Source organism: Tistrella mobilis (genome assembly GCF_039634785.1).
GTDB classification, from domain to species: Bacteria; Pseudomonadota; Alphaproteobacteria; order Tistrellales; family Tistrellaceae; genus Tistrella; species Tistrella mobilis.
The window spans coordinates 363380-380941 of record NZ_JBBIAB010000002.1; the positions used below are offsets into that span (position 1 = coordinate 363380).

General features: G+C 67.3%; 18 protein-coding genes. 8 read left to right on the forward strand and 10 right to left on the reverse strand.

The window, feature by feature from the left end:
• Positions 1–82: 82 nt before the first annotated feature.
• The 5 genes from WI697_RS04440 to WI697_RS04460 all read right to left on the reverse strand — a co-directional run bounded on the left by WI697_RS04440 (position 83) and on the right by WI697_RS04460 (position 6257).
• Positions 83–475: a hypothetical protein gene (locus tag WI697_RS04440; protein WP_345957546.1), complete on the reverse strand. Its 393-nt coding sequence runs from the start codon at positions 473–475 to the stop codon at positions 83–85.
• 155 nt (positions 476–630) lie between these two features.
• Positions 631–1311, reverse strand: coding sequence for a glutathione S-transferase family protein (locus WI697_RS04445; RefSeq protein WP_345957547.1), 681 nt, complete (start codon positions 1309–1311; stop codon positions 631–633).
• A 51-nt stretch (positions 1312–1362) separates the two neighbouring features.
• Positions 1363–2508 (reverse strand): acyl-CoA dehydrogenase family protein, encoded by a 1146-nt coding sequence (locus tag WI697_RS04450; protein WP_345957548.1) that lies wholly within the window; start codon positions 2506–2508, stop codon positions 1363–1365.
• 43 nt (positions 2509–2551) lie between these two features.
• Positions 2552–4546, reverse strand: coding sequence for an acetyl-CoA carboxylase biotin carboxylase subunit (locus WI697_RS04455; protein WP_345957549.1), 1995 nt, complete (start codon positions 4544–4546; stop codon positions 2552–2554).
• An 85-nt stretch (positions 4547–4631) separates the two neighbouring features.
• The gene (locus WI697_RS04460; protein WP_345957550.1) at positions 4632–6257 is read right to left on the reverse strand and encodes an acyl-CoA carboxylase subunit beta; all 1626 of its coding nucleotides are present in this window, start codon (positions 6255–6257) and stop codon (positions 4632–4634) included.
• Positions 6258–6833: 576 nt separating this feature from the next.
• Here WI697_RS04460 and WI697_RS04465 point away from each other — a divergent pair.
• From WI697_RS04465 to WI697_RS04485, 5 genes are all read left to right on the forward strand, one after another.
• On the forward strand, positions 6834–8228 hold the full coding sequence (locus WI697_RS04465) for a methyl-accepting chemotaxis protein (RefSeq protein WP_345957551.1): 1395 nt from the start codon (positions 6834–6836) through the stop codon (positions 8226–8228).
• Between the two features lie 198 nt (positions 8229–8426).
• Positions 8427–8585 (forward strand): hypothetical protein, encoded by a 159-nt coding sequence (locus WI697_RS04470; RefSeq protein ID WP_345957552.1) that lies wholly within the window; start codon positions 8427–8429, stop codon positions 8583–8585.
• Between the two features lie 41 nt (positions 8586–8626).
• Positions 8627–9160, forward strand: a complete 534-nt coding sequence (locus WI697_RS04475; RefSeq protein ID WP_345957553.1) for a phage tail protein — start codon at positions 8627–8629, stop codon at positions 9158–9160.
• Positions 9161–9175: 15 nt separating this feature from the next.
• Entirely contained in the window at positions 9176–9718 is a 543-nt protein-coding gene (locus WI697_RS04480) for a phage tail protein (protein ID WP_345957554.1), read from the forward strand.
• The gene (locus WI697_RS04485; RefSeq protein WP_345957555.1) at positions 9718–10278 is read left to right on the forward strand and encodes a phage tail protein; all 561 of its coding nucleotides are present in this window, start codon (positions 9718–9720) and stop codon (positions 10276–10278) included. The genes WI697_RS04480 and WI697_RS04485 overlap by 1 nt, the downstream gene beginning before the upstream one ends.
• A gap of 213 nt (positions 10279–10491) precedes the next feature.
• On the opposite strand, the gene WI697_RS04495 is transcribed toward WI697_RS04485, so the two are convergent.
• The 5 genes from WI697_RS04495 to WI697_RS04515 form a co-directional block, all read right to left on the reverse strand.
• Positions 10492–10677, reverse strand: a complete 186-nt coding sequence (locus WI697_RS04495) for a hypothetical protein (protein WP_345957556.1) — start codon at positions 10675–10677, stop codon at positions 10492–10494.
• Positions 10678–10949: 272 nt separating this feature from the next.
• Positions 10950–11135: a hypothetical protein gene (locus WI697_RS04500; protein WP_345957557.1), complete on the reverse strand. Its 186-nt coding sequence runs from the start codon at positions 11133–11135 to the stop codon at positions 10950–10952.
• A 190-nt stretch (positions 11136–11325) separates the two neighbouring features.
• Positions 11326–13077 carry a bacteriocin gene (locus tag WI697_RS04505; RefSeq protein ID WP_345957558.1) on the reverse strand — a complete coding sequence of 584 codons (1752 nt, stop codon included), beginning with the start codon at positions 13075–13077 and terminating at the stop codon, positions 11326–11328.
• Positions 13064–13357 (reverse strand): hypothetical protein, encoded by a 294-nt coding sequence (locus WI697_RS04510; protein WP_345957559.1) that lies wholly within the window; start codon positions 13355–13357, stop codon positions 13064–13066. The genes WI697_RS04505 and WI697_RS04510 overlap by 14 nt, the downstream gene beginning before the upstream one ends.
• Positions 13338–13760 carry a hypothetical protein gene (locus WI697_RS04515; RefSeq protein WP_345957560.1) on the reverse strand — a complete coding sequence of 141 codons (423 nt, stop codon included), beginning with the start codon at positions 13758–13760 and terminating at the stop codon, positions 13338–13340. The genes WI697_RS04510 and WI697_RS04515 overlap by 20 nt, the downstream gene beginning before the upstream one ends.
• Before the next feature lie 251 nt (positions 13761–14011).
• On the opposite strand from WI697_RS04515, the gene WI697_RS04520 reads away from it, so the two are divergent.
• The 3 genes from WI697_RS04520 to WI697_RS04530 are packed head-to-tail and all read left to right on the forward strand — an operon-like array spanning position 14012 to position 17539.
• Positions 14012–14782 (forward strand): enoyl-CoA hydratase-related protein, encoded by a 771-nt coding sequence (locus WI697_RS04520; protein ID WP_345957561.1) that lies wholly within the window; start codon positions 14012–14014, stop codon positions 14780–14782.
• 16 nt (positions 14783–14798) lie between these two features.
• Entirely contained in the window at positions 14799–15653 is an 855-nt protein-coding gene (locus WI697_RS04525; RefSeq protein WP_345957562.1) for an AraC family transcriptional regulator, read from the forward strand.
• Positions 15654–15703: 50 nt separating this feature from the next.
• On the forward strand, positions 15704–17539 hold the full coding sequence (locus WI697_RS04530; RefSeq protein ID WP_345957563.1) for an AMP-binding protein: 1836 nt from the start codon (positions 15704–15706) through the stop codon (positions 17537–17539).
• Positions 17540–17562: the final 23 nt, after the last annotated feature.

A 17562-nucleotide genomic window follows, 5' to 3' on the forward strand; every position in this document is an offset into this window, starting at 1 on the left:
TAGCGCGGGCGGCCGGGCCCGACTTTTCGCGCCGTCTCTGAAACCCGGCCGTCCGTCTCATTCCGGCTTATGGTCCGCGCGGTCAACGCAGGCCGAATATGCCCGGGATGCCGGTCGTGAATGAGGGGCCGAAAGTCTGCACCTGATCGTAGAACCGGTTGCCGCCCGACACATGGTCCAGATCGGCATCGCTCAGCGCATCCTGGCCGGCAAGCGGCGGGACGGGCAGGACCAGATGGTCCGGGGTGGTCGCCTCGGCAATCGCCGCGGCATCCGCGGAGTCCGTGATACGGATGGTCACCTGAACGCCGTCGGCCACGGCCAGGCCGGCCTCGGCCAGCACGGCCTTCGGGGTCTGGCACAGCCGGTGATGAAGAGCGGCGTCACGGCCGGCGGCGGCCAGCAGCCGGGCCAGTCGTTCAAGAATGTCCGTCTGTTGCGCTGCCGGCGCGTGTGCATGGATGGCGTCTGCCATGGCGGGTCTCCCGGCCCGGGTGCATATCGAAGATGTGGCCTGGCGGATGACGGGCTCACCAATCCATCCGCCGGCACCATCCCTGACATGCAGCCGCGTCCGATCAAAGGCATCGGCGGCGGCCGGGTAAACCCCTGGCGATACCGGGCGGTGCCCTACCCGGACACCCCGATCTTCGGCACCGGCACGCCCTGTTCTTCCGCGGCGGCCAGCTGCACCGCCTTGGCGCGCCGGAAGCCCTCGCGCCCCGACAGCCGTTCCCAATAGGCGCGGACATTGGGGCCGAGTTCGCCCGCCAGCCCCACCGAATGGGCAAGCAGGATGGCATAGCCGACCGAGATGTCGGCGGCGGTGAAGCGGCCGGCGCAGAGATAGTCCTGTTCGCCGGTCATCTGCTCGATCAGCCGCAGCCGGGCCAGGAACCATTTGGCGTAGTCGTCGGCGGCCTGGGGCAGCTTGCGCTCGTCGGGTTCAAAGAAGCGATAGCGCAGCACCAGGGTCTGCGGGAAGGTCAGCGTCGCCTCGCCGAAATGCAGGAAGTTGAGGAAGGGGCCGTAATCGGCCTCGTCCGGCGCCACAGCCAGGCTGGTCGGGCCATAGCGGGTGACGAGATACTGGCAGATCGCCGCCGATTCGGTCATCCGCTTGCCCTCGTCGAACAGGGCCGGGATGGTGCCGAGCGGGTTGATCTCCAGATAGCTCTTCTGGAACACCCGGGGCGGGAAGGGCAGCATCTTCAACTCGTAGGCCGGGCCGCCGGTTTCCACCGCCAGCTCCTCCAGCGTCCAGAGCGGGCGGAAGGAACGGGCGTCGTGGCAATGATAGAGGGTCAGCAAGGCGTCACATCCTCCCGGGTGCTGTCCGTCCGGCGTAGGGGGCAGCGGGGCCTAGAGCCCCATCTGCCGGCTCGCCAGATCCTTCATGATTTCCTCGGCGCCGCCGCCGATGGCATTGACCTTCACTTCGCGGTAGATCCGCTCCACCGCCGCCCCGCGCATATAGCCGGCGCCGCCGAAGATCTGCACGGCTTCCGAGGCACAATACGCCATGGTCTGCGTGGCCTGGTTCTTGGCCATGCAGATCTGGGCAACCGGATTGTCGCCGGCTTCCAGCGCCCAGACCAGTCTTTCGATGAAGGCCTCGGTCACCTCCACACGCTGGGCCATGTCGACCAGCTTGTGGCGGATGACCTGATGGCTGGACAAGGGCTTGCCGAAGGTGATGCGCTCGCGGGCATAGGCGGCCGCCTCGTCCACGCAGACCCGGGCGAAGGCACAGGCGGTGGTGGCGAGCGAGATCCGCTCGTCGTTGAAATTCAGCATGATCGTCCGGAAGGCCGAGCCTTCCTCGCCGATCAGATTGGCGACCGGCACCCGGACCTCGTCGAAATGGAGCGTCGCGGTGTCGGAGGCCCACCAGCCCATCTTTTTCAGCGGCGTGCGGGCGAAGCCGGGGCTTCCCGCCTCGATCACCATCAGGCTGATGCCGTCGCGGCCGGGGCCGCCGGTGCGCACCGCGACCGTGTAATAATCGGCGCGCATGCCCGATGTGATGAAGGTCTTCTCGCCGCTGACCACATAATGGTCGCCCTCGCGCCGCGCCTTCGTGCGGATACTGGCGACATCGGAGCCGCCATTCGGTTCGGTGATCGCCAGCGCCGAGATCTTCTCGCCCGCCAGAATGCCCGGCAGCACCCGGGCCTTCAGCTCGTCCGAGCCGGCCTTCAAAATCGGCGGCGCACCGATGGTGTGGCTGAGCAGGCTGGCCGGCACGCCGCCCGCCCCGCAGCGCGCCAGTTCCCGGCCGGCGATCATGCTCATGAACCGGTCGGCCGGGATGCCGCCATAGTCTTCCGGATAGCCGAGGCCGAGCAGCCCGATCTCCGCCGCCCTGCGGTAGAGGTCGCGCGGGAATTCGCCCGCCTCGTCCCAGTCATTGACGAAGGGGGTGATCTCGCGCGCCACCCAGCGGCGGAGCGTGTCCTGCCACTCCAGATGCTCGGGCGAGAGATAGGGGGAGCGCAGGAGGTTCATGGGGGGCGTCTCCGTGGGTTCAGCCTGCGGCAGTCGGGTTGGTTCAGCCTGCGGCAGCCGGGGCCTCGATTTCGACCAGCACCTGGCCCGCGCCGACCTGGTCGCCTTCGCCGACGGTGATGGCGGTGATCCGGCCGGCGAGGTCGGCCTTGTGGACATGCTCCATCTTCATCGCCTCCAGCGTCACCAGCGGCCGGCCGGGCTCGACCTCGTCGCCGATGGCGGCCAGAACCGCGACCACCCGGCCGTTCATCGCCGCCCGGATCCGGCCGTCGCCCGCGGCCTCTCCGGCGCGATGGGCGGGTTCGAAAGACCGGTCGTCGATGCGGACCGGCCGGCCGTCCAGATGCAGATGCAGCACATGGCCGTCGCGGGCGAAACGCAGCCGGGTGGTGGTGCCGTCGATGGCGGCGACCAGCGCGCCCGCCACGCCCTGGGCTTCGGGCGCGAGCTCGACCGGGGCCAGGTCCACGATCTCCCCCTCGACCTCGGCCGTGAAGCGACCGGGGCCGGCGCGGGCGATCGACACGCCCATCGCGATGCCGTCCACCGCCAGCAGCACCGGCACCGGCAGGGTATGGGCCAGGCTGCGCCCGGCGACGCCGCGACCGTCGGTGGCGATGCCGTGCAGCAGCAGGGCCGCGACCGCGGCGGCGCGGCGGTCGGCCCGGGCGTCGCGGGCCAGCAGCTCGTCGCCATGGGCGCCGATGAAGGCGGTGGTCGCCTGGCCGGCCGCGAAGACCGGATGGGCGAGACAGGCCGCCAGGAAGCCCTGATTGGTGGCGATGCCCAGCGCCACCGTGTCTTCCAGCCCGTGGATCAGCTTCCGGCAGGCATCGGCGCGGCTGTCGCCATGGGCGATGACCTTGGCGATCATCGAGTCGTAATAGGGCGAGATTTCCGGGTCGCCGCCGAGGGCATGATCGACCCGCAGCGCCGCGGTCGGCGCCCAGGCCCTGAACCGGCCGCTCTGGGGCATGAAGCCCTTCGCCGGATCCTCGGCACAAAGCCGGACCTCGATCGCATGGCCCCGCACCTGCACCTGGGCCTGGGTGATCGGCAGCGGCGCGCCGGCCGCCGCGATCAGCTGCAGCTCGACCAGGTCCAGCCCGGTGACGGCCTCGGTCACCGGATGTTCCACCTGCAGCCGGGTGTTCATCTCCATGAAGTAATAGCGGCCCTGGGCATCGAGCAGGAATTCCAGCGTGCCGGCGCCCTCGTAACCGATCGCGCGGGCGGCCTGGACGGCGGTCTCGCCCATCCGCGCCCGCAGATCTTCATCGACCGCGGGCGAGGGCGCCTCTTCGATCACCTTCTGGTGGCGACGCTGAACCGAGCAGTCGCGCTCGCCCAGATGCAGCACATTGCCATGACGGTCGGCGATGACCTGGATTTCGACATGGCGCGGCGACAGGATCGCCTTTTCGATGATCACATCGGGGTTGCCGAAGGCGCTCTGCGCTTCCGATCGTGCGCTCTTGAGGGCGGCCGGGAAGTCGGCCTCACGCTCGACCAGCCGCATGCCGCGGCCGCCGCCGCCGGCGGTCGCCTTGATCATCACCGGAAAGCCGATCCGGCCGGCCTCGGCGGCAAGCCGGGCCTCGTCCTGGTCCTCGCCCTGATAGCCGGGCACGCAGGGCACGCCGGCCGCTTCCATCACCCGCTTGGCGCCGGCCTTGTCGCCCATGGCGATGATGGCGGCGGGCGAGGGGCCGATGAACACGATCCCGGCCTCGGCGCAGGCGCCGGCGAACGCGGCATTCTCGGCCAGGAAGCCATAGCCCGGATGGATGGCATCGGCGCCGGCGGCTTTGGCGGCGGCGATGATCGCGTCGATCTTGAGATACGAAGCGGCGGGTGCGGCCTCGCCGATGCGCACGGCCCGGTCGGCCTCGCGGACATGGGCGGCGCCGGCATCGGCATCGGAATAGACCGCGACCGTGCGATAGCCCAGGCGGCGGGCGGTGCGGATCACCCGGCGGGCGATCTCTCCGCGATTGGCGATGAGGATGGTGGAGAAGGGGGTAGGTTCGGCCATGACCCTGACACTCTGACGGAAAACGGGGAAGGGGTGGGGCGGGCGGCGCGTCTCTGCCCGGATCAGGCAGAGGGCGGCCCTCCGGTCACGGCCTGGCGACCGAGAACTGCATCCGGCGGGGCTGGCGGGCCTCGGCCTCGCGGCAGATCGCCAGCACCTCGGCCAGCACCGCGCGGGTGTCGCGCGGGTCGATCACGCCGTCGTCCAGCAGGCGGGAACTGGTGGCGAAGACGCTCATCTGGCCGTCGAAGATGTCGATGATCCGCTTCTGAAGGGCATCCAGCTGGGCCTGATCCGGCTCCACGCCCTTGCGCTTCGCGGCGGCCGCCGTGACGATCGCCATGGTCTGGGCGGCCTGCTCGCCACCCATCACCGCGGTCCTCGCATTGGGCCACGAGAAGCAGAAGCGCGGGTGGAAGCCGCGGCCGCACATGCCGTAATTGCCGGCACCGAAGGATGCGCCGCAATAGATGGTGATCTGCGGCACCGTGGCGCTGGTCACCGCCTGGATCATCTTGGAGCCGTGCTTGATCATCCCCGCCTCTTCATAGGCGCGGCCGACCATATAGCCGGTGGTGTTGTTGAGGTAGATGATCGGGGTTTCCGACTGGCAGCAGGCCTGGATGAAATGCGTCGCCTTGTTGGCGCCGGCCGGGTCGATCGGACCGTTATTGGTGATGATGCCGACCGCGAAACCCTCGATCCGGGCATGGCCGCAGACCGTGGCCGGGCCGTAGCGCTCGCCGAATTCCAGGAAATCGCTGTCGTCGACGATCCGGGCGATGACCTGCTTCATATCCACCGGCCGCTTGTGGTCGACCGGCATCAGCCCGACCAGCTCTTCGGGGTCGAGCCGGGGCGGCTGCGGCGCCTGTTCCGGCGCGGTGCGCACCAGGCCCGCATCCCAGTCCAGCCCGGCCACGATGTCGCGGGCGATGGCGATGGCATGGCGGTCGTCCTCGGCCAGATAGTCGCCGAGGCCCGAAATGCTGGTGTGCATCACCGCACCGCCCAGCTCCTCTTCGGTCGCGATCTCGCCGGTTGCGGCCTTCAGCAGCGGCGGGCCGGCCAGGAAGGCGCGGGTGCGGTCGCGGACCATGACGATATAGTCCGACAGCCCGGTCTGATAGGCGCCGCCGGCCGTCGACGAGCCATGGGTGACGGTCACCACCGGCAGGCCCGCGGCCGACAGCCGGGCGAGGTTGCGGAACATGCTGCCGCCATGGACGAAATCTTCCACGCGGTAGTTCATCAGATTGGCGCCGGCGCTTTCGACCAGCTGGACATAGGGCAGCTTGTTCTCCAGCGCCAGTTCCTGGGCGCGCAGCTGCTTGGCCAGGCCCATGGGCTGCAGCGCCCCGGCATCGATGCCGCTGTCGGACGCCGACACCATCACCCGCACGCCCGACACGAAGCCGATGCCGGCGATGACGCCGCCGCCCGGAATGCTCTTCTCGGGGTCGGTATTGTCCATCAGATAGCCGGCCAAGGTCGACAGCTCGACGAAGGGCGTGCCCGGATCCAGCAGCAGGGCGACGCGTTCGCGGGGCAGCAGCTGATGGCGCTTTTCGAACCGCGGCTTCGACCGGGCAGATGCCGCCCGCGTCCGCGCCTCCAGCGCCCGGACCCGATCGATCAGCGCCGTCATGTCCCGGCGGTTCGCCTGGAAGCTCTCGGCTCCGGTCGAGATGGAGGACGTTATCTGCGTCATGGGCCGGGCACCTCTGCCGTGCGGATGGAATGGTCGTGTCTGGTCTGGTCCTGCGGGGGCGGTCGCCGGCCTCGGGAGGAGAGCATTGGGGGATGCAGCCGGCAACCGCCCGACCCCCAGCCTATCGGGCCCGGGGGCGGCGCGTCTTGCGTTCAGTGGCTGCGGGGAAGGGAGGGGCGGCTGGGGGCGGGCGGTGCGGCCTGATTGTCGGTTTTGCCAAATGGCCGAAGATAAAATCCCTAGCTGCACCTTGGCTTAAAACGCCCTCCGATGGTGCATGCGGGCGATGGCGCATGCGGGTCGGGCTCGATCACGGCCATTTGACCACCTGCCGAAAAATTGCAGGATATTGCGCAGATTTCGTGTGCCGCCGATATGATAAACGACCCCGGAGAGATTGCCGGGTCATGGTAAATAATAGGTAAATTTCAGATAGTTAAAGAAAACACTCAATTTCTGCGGCGTCATATGACGCGTCAGTGATTGGCTCTTTCATATGCGTGCCGATTCCACTAGCTTGCGCCTGCCATCGATGCAATCTGCACCGATGGTCGGATTTCGGAGTGGGATCGGTCCATGGACATGCGGCAGCTTCTGGGAGCGGGTCTTGTGCTGGCGGCGGTGCCGGCGGCGATTGTGGCAGGGCAGATGGCGGGCGGTGGCGAGCTGCTGTCGGGGCTCGCGGGCACCGCGCTTGCCCTGGGCGGGCTCGGCCTCGGCCGTGTCGGGCGCGGCCAGGCCGGTGGTACCGCAGGCGCCGCCACGCCTGGGGGCGATGTGGCCGAAATGCTTGCCCGTATTGCGTTCGATCGCTCGGCAGATCCGATCCTGGTCGCCGGGCCCGACGGGTTTCTGGCCTGCAACGATGCTGCCGTCCGCTTCCTGGGCGCACGCGATCGCACCGAGATCATCGGCCTGCAGCCGGCACGGCTGTCGCCCCCTGCCCAGCCGGATGGCTCTCCGTCCGAGGCGGGGGCGGTGGCGCATCTGCAGGCGGCGCTGGCCAAGGGGTTCTCGCGTTTCGAATGGACCCATTGCCGGCTGGATGGCACGCCTGTGCCCGTCGAGGTGACGCTTGTCGCCTTCGAGCATCAGGGTCGGCCTCTGGCGGTGGTCTATTGGCGCGACCTGACGCGGGTGGTGGAGGAGCGTGCGGCCGGCCGGCGCATGGCGGAAGAGGTGATCGGGCGCGCCGAGGGCTTCGCCCGCCGGACCGACGAGATGCAGTCGCGGGCCCGCAGCCTGACGGTCGGGGCGCATCACGGGCTGGAGGAGATCAGGGCGGCCGACGGTTCCGCGGCACAGGTCTCGGGCGAGGCCCAGGCGATTGCCGCGGCGACCGAGCAGCTTGCGGCATCGCTCGGCGAAATCGGCGCGCGGATGGCCGAAGCCGACGCCGTCACCCGCTCGGCAGGTGACGAGGCCGCCCGCGCCGACGCGCTGGTGCAGGAACTGGCCGACACCGCGGGCCGGATCGGTACCGTGGTCAGCCTGATCAACCAGATCGCCAGCCAGACCAATCTTCTGGCACTCAACGCCACCATCGAGGCGGCGCGCGCCGGGGCCGCCGGCAAAGGTTTTGCGGTGGTGGCCGGCGAGGTGAAGAGCCTGGCGACCCAGACCGCGCGCGCCACCGAAGAGATCGCGGGTCAGATCGCCTCGGTCCAGGAGCAGACCCGCGGCACGGTGGAGGCGATCCAGAACATCGGTGCAGTGATCGCACGATTGCGCGACATCTCGTCGGCCATCGCGGCCGGCACCGAAGAGCAGGGCGCCACAACCCGTGACATCGCCGGCCGTGTCACCACGGCTGCTGAGGGTGCCCGCAAGGTGGCGGCCAATATCGGCCGCGTCCGCGAGGCCGCCGATGAATGCGGCCGGGTGTCGCAGGAGGTGCTTGCCGCGGCGAGCGGGCTGGAGGCCGAATTCGGGCAGCTGAAAACCCTGGTCGGGACGATGTTGCACCGATGACACATCACGCGGATTTGTCTCGGGCTGGCCGCTGATCCGCGTTGCCGCCTGTGCAAATGTCGTCGTATATGTACGGGATATTCACGCCACACGGTACCCCCGCATGACCGGACGTGGCGCAGGATGCCAGCCTGTGTCTATCTCTCGCCCCTGTCCATCCGTGGGCCCTGTCCATCCCTTGTGCAAGAAACCATGCCCATGAGCGCGCATCCGAAGCCTTCCGCGGCGGCATCCGATCAGACGGCCGCGACCTCCCCCCTGTGGCAGCGCCCGCAGCTGACCGTGCTCGACGTCACCGACAACACGATTGCCGGCGGACCGGTGGTCGTGAATGACGGGCTGGGAAACGCCAGCTGACATCGCGCCTTGTCTGAAGCCCTGGCCGGAAAGGTGCGCCGGTGTCCGATCTGCTGGCCTATCTTGGTGAAATCCGTCTGTTCGCTCACAACAAGATCCCCGATAATTGGGCGGTATGTGACGGCTCCCTTATCGGCATCACGGCCAATCCGGCCCTGTTCACCCTGTTGGGGAAGGCCTTCGGCGGTGATGCCCTGAACTTCGCCCTGCCTGATCTGCGGGGGCGGGCAATCATCGGCGCGGCGCCCGCCGGGCGGGGGGAGACCGGCGGCAGCGAGCAGGTTACGGTGACGGTCGAGACCCTGCCGCCACACACGCACCCCGTGGCCGCCGTGTCGGCACCGGCCGATGCGGTCAACCCGGCCGGCGCATATCTGGCGGAGCCGACGCCGCAATCCTCGTCGCTACCGGCCGGGCCGCCCGTCTGGAAGCCTGATCCGGCGGCCCTCACCGCGCTGCACCCGATGACCGTCACCTCCACCGGGGCCGATCTGCCGCATGAAAACCGGCAGCCATATATCGTGCTGAGCTACTGCATCTGCACGAACGGTCCCTATCCTTCACGCAGCAGCTGACCGGAGGTCAGGTCCATGGATGGCAGCTTGATGGGGGAAATCCGTCTGATCGCGACGGATCGGGCGCCGGTCGGTTGGTTGAAATGCGACGGCAGCCTGGTGAATATCAGCCAGTATCCCGGCCTGTTTTCCATGATCGGCACCACCTATGGCGGGGACGGGGTCAGGCAGTTCGCCCTGCCCGATCTTCGCGGGCGGCTGCCGATCGGCCAGCGGGCGGCGACCGCCGCGCAGCCCGCCTATCAGCTGGCGGAGACCGGCGGCCAGCAGACCACGACCCTGACGGCCCTGCCGCCCCACAGCCATGATTTCATGGTGACAACGGATGCGGCCACGACGCCGCTGCCGGACGGCGCGGTTCCCGCCGTTCCGCCCCAGCCGTTTCAGACCTTCGTGCCGCAATCGGCCACGGCCGGATCGGTCGCCCTGTCGGCGAGCATGCTCACCTATGTCGGCGGCAACCAGCCCCACGACAATATGATGCCGAGCATGCCCATGGCCTACATCATCTCCGTGGCGGGCAGCATGCCGCAGACGATGCCGGAAGGAGGTGCCTGATGGACGTGTTTGTCGGCGAAGTCCGCGCCTTTCCTTATGCCTTCATCCCGGCCGGATGGCTGCTGTGCGACGGAAGCCTGGTGTCGACGGTCACATACCAGAATCTGTTCTCGGTCATCGGGACGACTTATGGCGGCGGCGAGGGGACGTTCGGCCTGCCGTCTCTGCTGGGGTCGGCGGTGATCGGTACGGGCATGTCTGCCGGACGCAGCTTCACCGCCGGGCAGGCGGTGGGCTCTGCCACCGTCGCGCTGACCGAGGACACCATTCCGGCCCATACGCATGTGATACAGACGCAGATAAGCGTTGAGCGCGCGGCGCAGCCCGGAAGCACGACCCTGATCGGATCGCCGCAATATCCGTTCAAGGAAAAGCAGTATCTGTATAAAGGGTATGTCGGTGACGGCAGTGCGCCTGTCACCGTCGCCATGGCCGATGCAACCATCGCACCTACCGGGGGCGGCGTGCCGCACCCCAATATGTCGCCCTATCTGACGCTCGTCTACTGTATCAACGCGACCGATCCGAACTCGATCATGCCGGTCTGGCCTTCTGCTTAGGGTCGACCTCGAAACTCATCCTCCCCTTGGGATCCTGCGGACGAGAAGCATGACCGCAGCGACGTAGAGGAATGTTTCTGCGAAGTCGATGGTGGCCTCGATATCCTTCTCTTTGTTGGTGTCGAGACGGCCTCTGAAGCATCTGTCAGGCTGTCAAATACCGTTGAAAGATGCCCGACCCGGTCATCGAATTCCTCGTGACTGACCTATGAATCAGTCTCGCTCATGATCTCTTTTTCTGTTTCTCGTATCCCAGGCATGGCGGATATCACCCTGGAACTCCCCCATCAGCGAGACCCCGGCAACGGCGAATACACCCACCACCCACATGTCGCCGAACAGCGCCCATAGGACGATGCCGATCAGCACGAGCGCGAAGCCGATCGTCAGGCGCGGCACGGATCACCGGTAGATCGGGGTATGCCGGCTGACGAGGTCGACATAGCCCCGCCAGATGCCGCCGGCCCCCCGATCACCACGCCCATCAGGGCGGATCCCGTCAGCCAACGGGCTGCGCAATGCCCCGCCTGCCTGAAGAGGGGGGCGCGTCATCCGATCCAGGCGCCGATGGATGCCGTTGACAAGGGCATCTGCCGCTCCAGGAGTCTCGCTGCCAACATAAAGCCAAAGGTTCAGAAGGCCCGTGCGCCTGTGGTACGGCGACCGCATGGTCAATCGTGTCGGGCCCTGAGCCGCCGGGCCTTCAGCAGCCGTCGCCCCTCGTGGCTGATGTTCTCCGGATCGAAGGGGGTTGCGGGGCCGCTGTCGATGCCCTCCTGCACCAGCGCACGCAACTCGGCAAGGGTGTGGCCGGAAAGGATATGCTCCGCCTGCGGGGGATGTCGATCGGTCGGCATCAGGTGCGCTCTGTAGCCGTGAGGTGCAAGGCATCCAATTATCGCACGCTGGCGGCTCCGCGTCTTCCCCCGCTTCCAACCGGGCGCGCCGGGTATCAACTGTCTCGGCCGTCAGATGCATGCCTGGGCGCTGATAAGTGTCCCAGGCATGCCAGACGACATCCGGATGGCATCGCCCCGTCTTGCATTCTCAGGCGAACATGAAGTTGGCAGCAGAGAGATCTGAGATGCGGATGTTCAGCAGAGATAATGACCCGGTATCGTCGAGTGCCAGGGTCACATCGCCGTCGGTATCGATCAACTTCCTGCGGACATCTTCCAGCTTGCGGATGTTGGTGCGGGTGAGGTCGATGATGTCCGCCTCAGGGCCGTGGGCGGTGAAGTCCGCAATGATGTCATGGCCCTGGCCGGTTTCCCAGACGAACACGTCACGGCCGCGGCCGCCCAGGAAGATCTGATCGGTGTTGCTGCCTTCGAGCCGGTCGTCGTGCCGGCCGCCCAGGACGACCCGGGACGAGGTGATGACATCCATGGGCTGGTCCGGGTTGCTCCGGAGCCGGGCGAAATAAACATCGGCGATTTCTCCGAAGCTGCCATCATCACGGAGAAAGCTGCCCGACAATGGCAGCCAGTTGCCCTGATCGTCGATGTCCTGCAGACGGGCATCCAGCCGGATTGCGGTGATGCCGTGCGTAGACAGGCCGGTTATCTCACCTGCTTGTGATGTCCCGTCACCGTTGATGTCCATCCAGACCTTGAGGTCGGCGAAGATTGCATCGGCAGCGTCGATGACGCCGTCCATATTGTCGTCATGATCCGCCAGGATGGAGAAGCCGTCACGATCACGACTGCCGAACAATTCGGACAGATCATCGATCCGGCCATTGCCATTGCGATCGACGGCAAGGAATCCATCCTCGGCGGATAGCCAGCCGTGGGCGTTGGTGTTGCCGTCACCGAAATCGAAATCGGCATCCGAGTCGAGCATGGAGATGGTATGAAGGCCGTCGCCGTTCAGGTCCAGGACAAGTGGGGTCATGTGTTCCGCCGACTCGCGCACGAAGTCACCGACGTTATCCAGAGCTTTTTTGAGTTGCTCCCCGAATTCAGGTTTGATTGTGTCAAAGATGTCCTTCTTGCTTTCGTAAAGTTCTGCCAGCTTTTTCATGCTTTCGAATATGTTGTTCGCGGCGTTGAGCGTGTCCTTGTAATCTTGGGGGCTCTTTGAGAGATCCACCAGAGTTCGCTCCATCATCTCCATGGCTGTCGTAAAATCAAAATCGTTGCCTTCCATCTGAATGAGCTCATGCGCGTCAAATTCAACACCATAGCGTTCGAACAGAGAGTTAAACGTGCCAATATCTGCGTTCAGCCCGTTCAGCAGATCACGAGCTTCTTCAAGTGCGGTAAAATCCTCGTTGGGTGTCACAATTATCTCGGGTAGAAGGATAGTTCCATCGGATAGCCTGATCGGGCCATCCTGAGTTCGCGTGTAGTCGTTCAGGTAACCGACCATGTCAGCTATGCTACCGGTCAAGTTGCCGCCTGTTGCCCAATCGATGCCGTACGAGATTCCAACTCCGACGATCACGCCCGTTCCAAGGCCGACCATCAATGATGCGCCTGCTGAAAGTCCCATGGCGCCCGCACTTGCGACAGCCCAACTGGTTGCGGCCTCCATGGCATATGATGTTGCTGTATTGGTGGCATAAGCGGCTAATACGCCACGGATTCCATCTTCTTGATATGTTGCATAATATTGCGCCGGCGTCAGGGTCATTCTACTTGCGAGACTAAATGCACTTCTGATTGCGGCAACTTCTTCGACGCTCCAGGTGGGCAGGCTGGCTGAGGCATCTGCCAGGCTGTCAAATACCGTTGAAAGATGCCCGACCCAGTAATTGAATTCCTCGTAACTGATCTGTGAATTATTCTCGCTCATGATCTCTTTTCCTGTTTCTCGTATCCCAGGCATGGCGGATATCACCCTGGAACTCCCCCATCAGTGAGACGCCTGCAACGGCGAAGACACCCACCATCCAGATGTCGCCGAACAGCGCCCAGAGGCCGATGCCGATCAGCACGAGCGCGAAGCCGATCGTCAGACGCGGCACGGATCGCCGGTAGATCGGGGTATACCGGCAGACGAGGTCGACATAGCTCCGCCAGATGCGGCCAATCCCGGAAGCAGGCCGGGTCGTTTCAGTATGTTTTGTGGTCACGGAACAGCCGCTCCCCCACCAGCACCAGAGCCAGTGCCGCCGGCCCCCCGATCACCACGCCCATCAGGCCTGATCCCGTCAGCATGCGGGCCAGGGCGACGCCCAGGATCAGCAGCAGGCCCAGGCTGAAGCCCAGCCCTGCGGCGCGGCGGGCCGGGCTTCGGCGGGCGATGCGGACCAGGCGGGCGGTCATCAGCCAGAGCGCCAGGAACCACAGGAAGGTGACCACGGTGCCGGCGATCAGCGTGTCCCTCGGGTAATCCGTCTGCATCGCCAGGAACGGCCCCTGGCTGAGCGGCAGGACGATCAGCGCGGTGGCACCGGCGGCGAACAGGATCCCCGGCAGGATCCGGCCGGCAAGCCGTGCCGGCCGGCGAGGGTCGGGATGGGCCGGAACGGGCATCCGTTGCATCTCCTCTCAGGTCTCCTCGGGGGCGGGAATCAACCCCAAAGCGGATACCCGGCACGATAGGAACCACGTGCCTCTCCGGTCAATATGCAAATGAGAATGAATCGCGTATAAATGGGCCATGCATGTATGCGGCTGACAGATGTCAGCCCGCATTGCCTAAATACCTAAACACAGGCATTATACCCCCAACCCACAAGAACGCGCCCCGCCCATGCAGGCGGTGGCCAGGGAGGAAATGCCTGATGCCCATCGCCGTCGAGCGTCGCGGACGTGTCGCGCAGATCGTGTTCAACCGGCCTGAGACCGGCAATCTGATGAATGCGGCGCTGTTTGCGGCGCTGCGCGATGCCCTGCGCGAGCAGGCGGCCGATCCGGCGGTGCGGGTGGTGCGGCTGGGATCGACCGGCGATGCGTTCACCCGCGGCGGCGACCTGCATGAATTCGTCGAAAACCCGCTGAAAGGCGGGTGGGAGCGCTCGGCGCTTTACGAATGCACGCTGGAACTGGCGCGGTTTCAGAAGCCGATCGTGGCCTCGGTGCAGGGGCCGGCGATCGGGGGCGGGTCGACGCTGATCCTGAATTGCGACATCGTCATCGCCTCGGATCGTGCCGGTTTCGTGTTCCCGTTCTCGAGCCTCGGCATCTGCCCCGAGATCGGCTCCAGCTATCTGCTGCCGCTGGCGGTGGGGGAGCGGCGGGCGCGGGACTGGATGCTGACCAGCCGCAAGATCGGCGCCGAAGAGGCGCTGGCCGCGGGGCTCGTCACCGAAATCGTGCCCCACGACATGCTGGAGGCCCGCGCCGATGCGGTGGCCGACCAGATCGCGGGCTATGCGGGCGAGGCGGTGCGGGCGACGAAGCGGCTGCTTCAGGACGTGCATCTGGCGGCGCTTGAAGCTGCGATCCAGGCCGAGATGCGCGCGCTCGCCACGCTGATGGAAGGCCCCGCCGTGCGCGAGGCCGTGGGGGCCTTCTTCCAGAAGCGCACACCCGATTTCTCGGGCCTCGCCTGACCGGGAGGGCGGGGTGATGGCGATGCGTGACGGCGGCAATCCGCGGGTGATGCTGATCGGCCCGGAGCGGCTGTTCTATGCCGGGCTGCTGGGCCGGCCGACCACCCGCAATCTGGGCGGGATCGGCATCTACGTGGCGCCCCGGGGCCGGATCGCGGTTCAGGTGGCAGGCGGCTCCGATCGCGTCGGCAGCTGCGCGGTGGTGCCCGCCTATACCCCCCACACCATCCGCGCCGAAGGTCGCGACATCCTGGCGGTGAAGATCGAGCCCGAGACCGTCGCCCCCGACGGCCTGCCCGGTTTCATCCGCCGGGCGCTGACCCTGCCCGGGGCCGCCGGCATCGTCGAGGCGCCGGAAGCGGTGGCCCGGATCCGCGCCGCCCATGCCGATCTCGCCGCCCGCCCGGGCGGCGCCTGCCCCGACAGCCCCGATTTCGACCGCGCCTTCTTCGGGGCCGCCATCGCCCCCCGGGCGATGGACCGCCGCATCCGCGCGGTGGTGCGCCAGGCCCCGGCGGACATCCAGGCCTTCCCCTCGGCCGAGGCCTGTGCGGCGCTGTGCGAGCTGTCGGTGTCGCGCTTCCTGCACCTGTTCCGTGAGCAGACGGGGGTGAGCTTCCGCAACTGGCGCGCCTGGAAACGGGCGCGGATCTCGCTTGCCCATGTCAACCGCAATCCCAATCTGGCGCATCTGGCGCTGGATTTCGGCTATCCCGACCAGACCCATTTCAGCCGGTCGATCCGCAACATCTTCGGCCTGCGCCCCCGCGACATCGTCGCCGGCTCCCGCCGGCTCGACATCCGCCTGACCGACGGCGTGCTGCCGCCGGCCATGCAGCCGCCCGCCGTCGCAGGGCTTTCCCGAAGCTGATCCCGACCGGTCGGGATGGGCGGTCCCTCGACCAGAGGTGACGTGACCCCATGACCCGGACCGACGCTTCCACCCCCACCTCCACCGACCAGCCGGCAACCGACCAGCTGGCCGCCGACCTGACCGCCGCCCATCCGCGGGTGATCGATCTGGTGGCGCGCGGCGCCCGCCTGAACCCCCAGGGCGTGGCGCTGGTGCATCTGCCGACCCCCGACCATCCGGGCACGGACCCCGTTACCCATGACCGGATGATGGGGCTGGTGGCGGCCGCCGCTGCGCGCTTTCGTGCCCTGGGTGTCGGCCCGACCGATGCGGTCGCCATCCTGCTGCCCAGCTGCCCGGCGCTGATGGTGTCGCTTTGGGCGGCGATGTGGGCGGGGGTGGCACAGCCGCTCAACCTGCTGTTCACCCGCGATGCCATCGCCGGCCAGCTGAAAGCAGCGAAGGCGAAACTGCTGATCGTGCCGCCGGAAGGCGCGCCGGCGGGGCTTTATGAAAAGGTCGCGGGGCTGGAGGCGGAGATCCCCGGCCTGCGGATCCTGACTGCGCCGATCGACGGCAGCGTCGCCCTGGACGGCGAGGCGCTGGAGCCTGATGCCGACTGGCGCACCCGGCTCGACGAGGGGCGCGTCTCGGCCGATCCCGACCGGGTGGCGGCGCTCTATCCCACCGGCGGCACCACCGGCGCGCCCAAGCTCGCCCGGTTGACCGAGCGCAGCATGGTCGCCTCGGCCCTGGGCTCCATGCTGTCGATCGACTATCGCCGGGACGACCGGCTGCTGGCGGGTCTGCCGCTGTTCCATGTGGGCGGCGCCTTCGTGGGCGCGCTGGCCGCGGCGGCGGCCGGGGCCGGCATGTGGTTTCCGACCATCGCCGGCTTCCGCAACCCGGCCGTGGTCGCGGCCTTCTGGCAGATGGTCGCCCGCCACCGCATCACCGTGGGCGCGCTGGTGCCGACCAGCCTGGGGGCGGTTGCCGGCACGCCGACCGAGGGCGCCGATCTGTCGTCGCTGCGCGTGGTGCTGACCGGCGCCTCGACCTGCCCGCCGGAGGTGGTGAAGCGCTTCCTGGCCGCCTGGGGCGGCGATGCCGTGCGCCAGGTCTATGGCATGACCGAATTTTCCGGCGCCATCGCCCAGGTCCATCACGATGTCATGCCCGACGGCGCCGCGGTCGGCCTGCCGCTGGCCCAGGTGGAGGTGGCGGTTCTGGCCGAGGGCGTGCTGCACCGGACGGCGCCGACCCCTGCGGGAGAGCTGCTGGCCCGGGGCCCGCAGGTCTTCGCGGGCTATATGGACCCGCGCCAGACCGAGGCGGCGTTTCATGACGGCTGGCTGCGCACCGGCGACATCTGCCGCATCGCCGAAAGCGGCCAGTTGCACATCACCGGCCGGATCAAGGATCTGATCATCCGCGGCGGCCACAATATCGACCCGCTGATCCTGGAGGATGCCGCCATGGCCCATCCGGGCGTCGCCATGGCCGCGGCGGTGGGCCTGCCCGATGCTTATGCGGGCGAGGTGCCGATGCTGTTCGTGGTGCCGGCCGAAGGTGCTGATCTGGCCGATCTGGCGGGCTTCATCGACACCCGCATCACCGAGCCGCCGGCCCGGCCGAAGCGGATCGAACCGCTTGCCGACATGCCGGTGACGCCGGTCGGCAAGATCTTCAAGCCGCGGCTGCGCGAGCTGGCGGCAGAGGCCGCCGCCCGCGCGCTGCTGGCGGCGATCGATCCGGCCGCGACGGAGGCCGTGAGCGCCGCGACCGACGGCACCAACGGCCTGCATCTGCGGCTGGACCTGCCGCCCGACTGGCCCGCCGCCGGCGCGGCGCGCATCCGCGCCGCCCTTGGGGAATTGCCGCTGCCGGTGGTGGAGGCCGGCTGAGCCGGGGGCGGAGCCGGGAGGGG

Bases quoted from the DNA above. Each gene is read 5' to 3' on its own strand.
- WI697_RS04440 (WP_345957546.1), bottom strand. From the start codon at position 475: ATGGCAGACGCCATCCATGCACACGCGCCGGCAGCGCAACAGACGGAC.
- WI697_RS04450 (WP_345957548.1), bottom strand. From the start codon at position 2,508: ATGAACCTCCTGCGCTCCCCCTATCTCTCGCCCGAGCATCTGGAGTGG.
- WI697_RS04455 (WP_345957549.1), bottom strand. From the start codon at position 4,546: ATGGCCGAACCTACCCCCTTCTCCACCATCCTCATCGCCAATCGCGGA.
- WI697_RS04460 (WP_345957550.1), bottom strand. From the start codon at position 6,257: ATGACGCAGATAACGTCCTCCATCTCGACCGGAGCCGAGAGCTTCCAG.
- WI697_RS04465 (WP_345957551.1), top strand. From the start codon at position 6,834: ATGGACATGCGGCAGCTTCTGGGAGCGGGTCTTGTGCTGGCGGCGGTG.
- WI697_RS04470 (WP_345957552.1), top strand. From the start codon at position 8,427: ATGAGCGCGCATCCGAAGCCTTCCGCGGCGGCATCCGATCAGACGGCC.
- WI697_RS04480 (WP_345957554.1), top strand. From the start codon at position 9,176: ATGGATGGCAGCTTGATGGGGGAAATCCGTCTGATCGCGACGGATCGG.
- WI697_RS04485 (WP_345957555.1), top strand. From the start codon at position 9,718: ATGGACGTGTTTGTCGGCGAAGTCCGCGCCTTTCCTTATGCCTTCATC.
- WI697_RS04500 (WP_345957557.1), bottom strand. From the start codon at position 11,135: ATGCCGACCGATCGACATCCCCCGCAGGCGGAGCATATCCTTTCCGGC.
- WI697_RS04505 (WP_345957558.1), bottom strand. From the start codon at position 13,077: ATGAGCGAGAATAATTCACAGATCAGTTACGAGGAATTCAATTACTGG.
- WI697_RS04515 (WP_345957560.1), bottom strand. From the start codon at position 13,760: ATGCCCGTTCCGGCCCATCCCGACCCTCGCCGGCCGGCACGGCTTGCC.
- WI697_RS04520 (WP_345957561.1), top strand. From the start codon at position 14,012: ATGCCCATCGCCGTCGAGCGTCGCGGACGTGTCGCGCAGATCGTGTTC.
- WI697_RS04525 (WP_345957562.1), top strand. From the start codon at position 14,799: ATGGCGATGCGTGACGGCGGCAATCCGCGGGTGATGCTGATCGGCCCG.
- WI697_RS04530 (WP_345957563.1), top strand. From the start codon at position 15,704: ATGACCCGGACCGACGCTTCCACCCCCACCTCCACCGACCAGCCGGCA.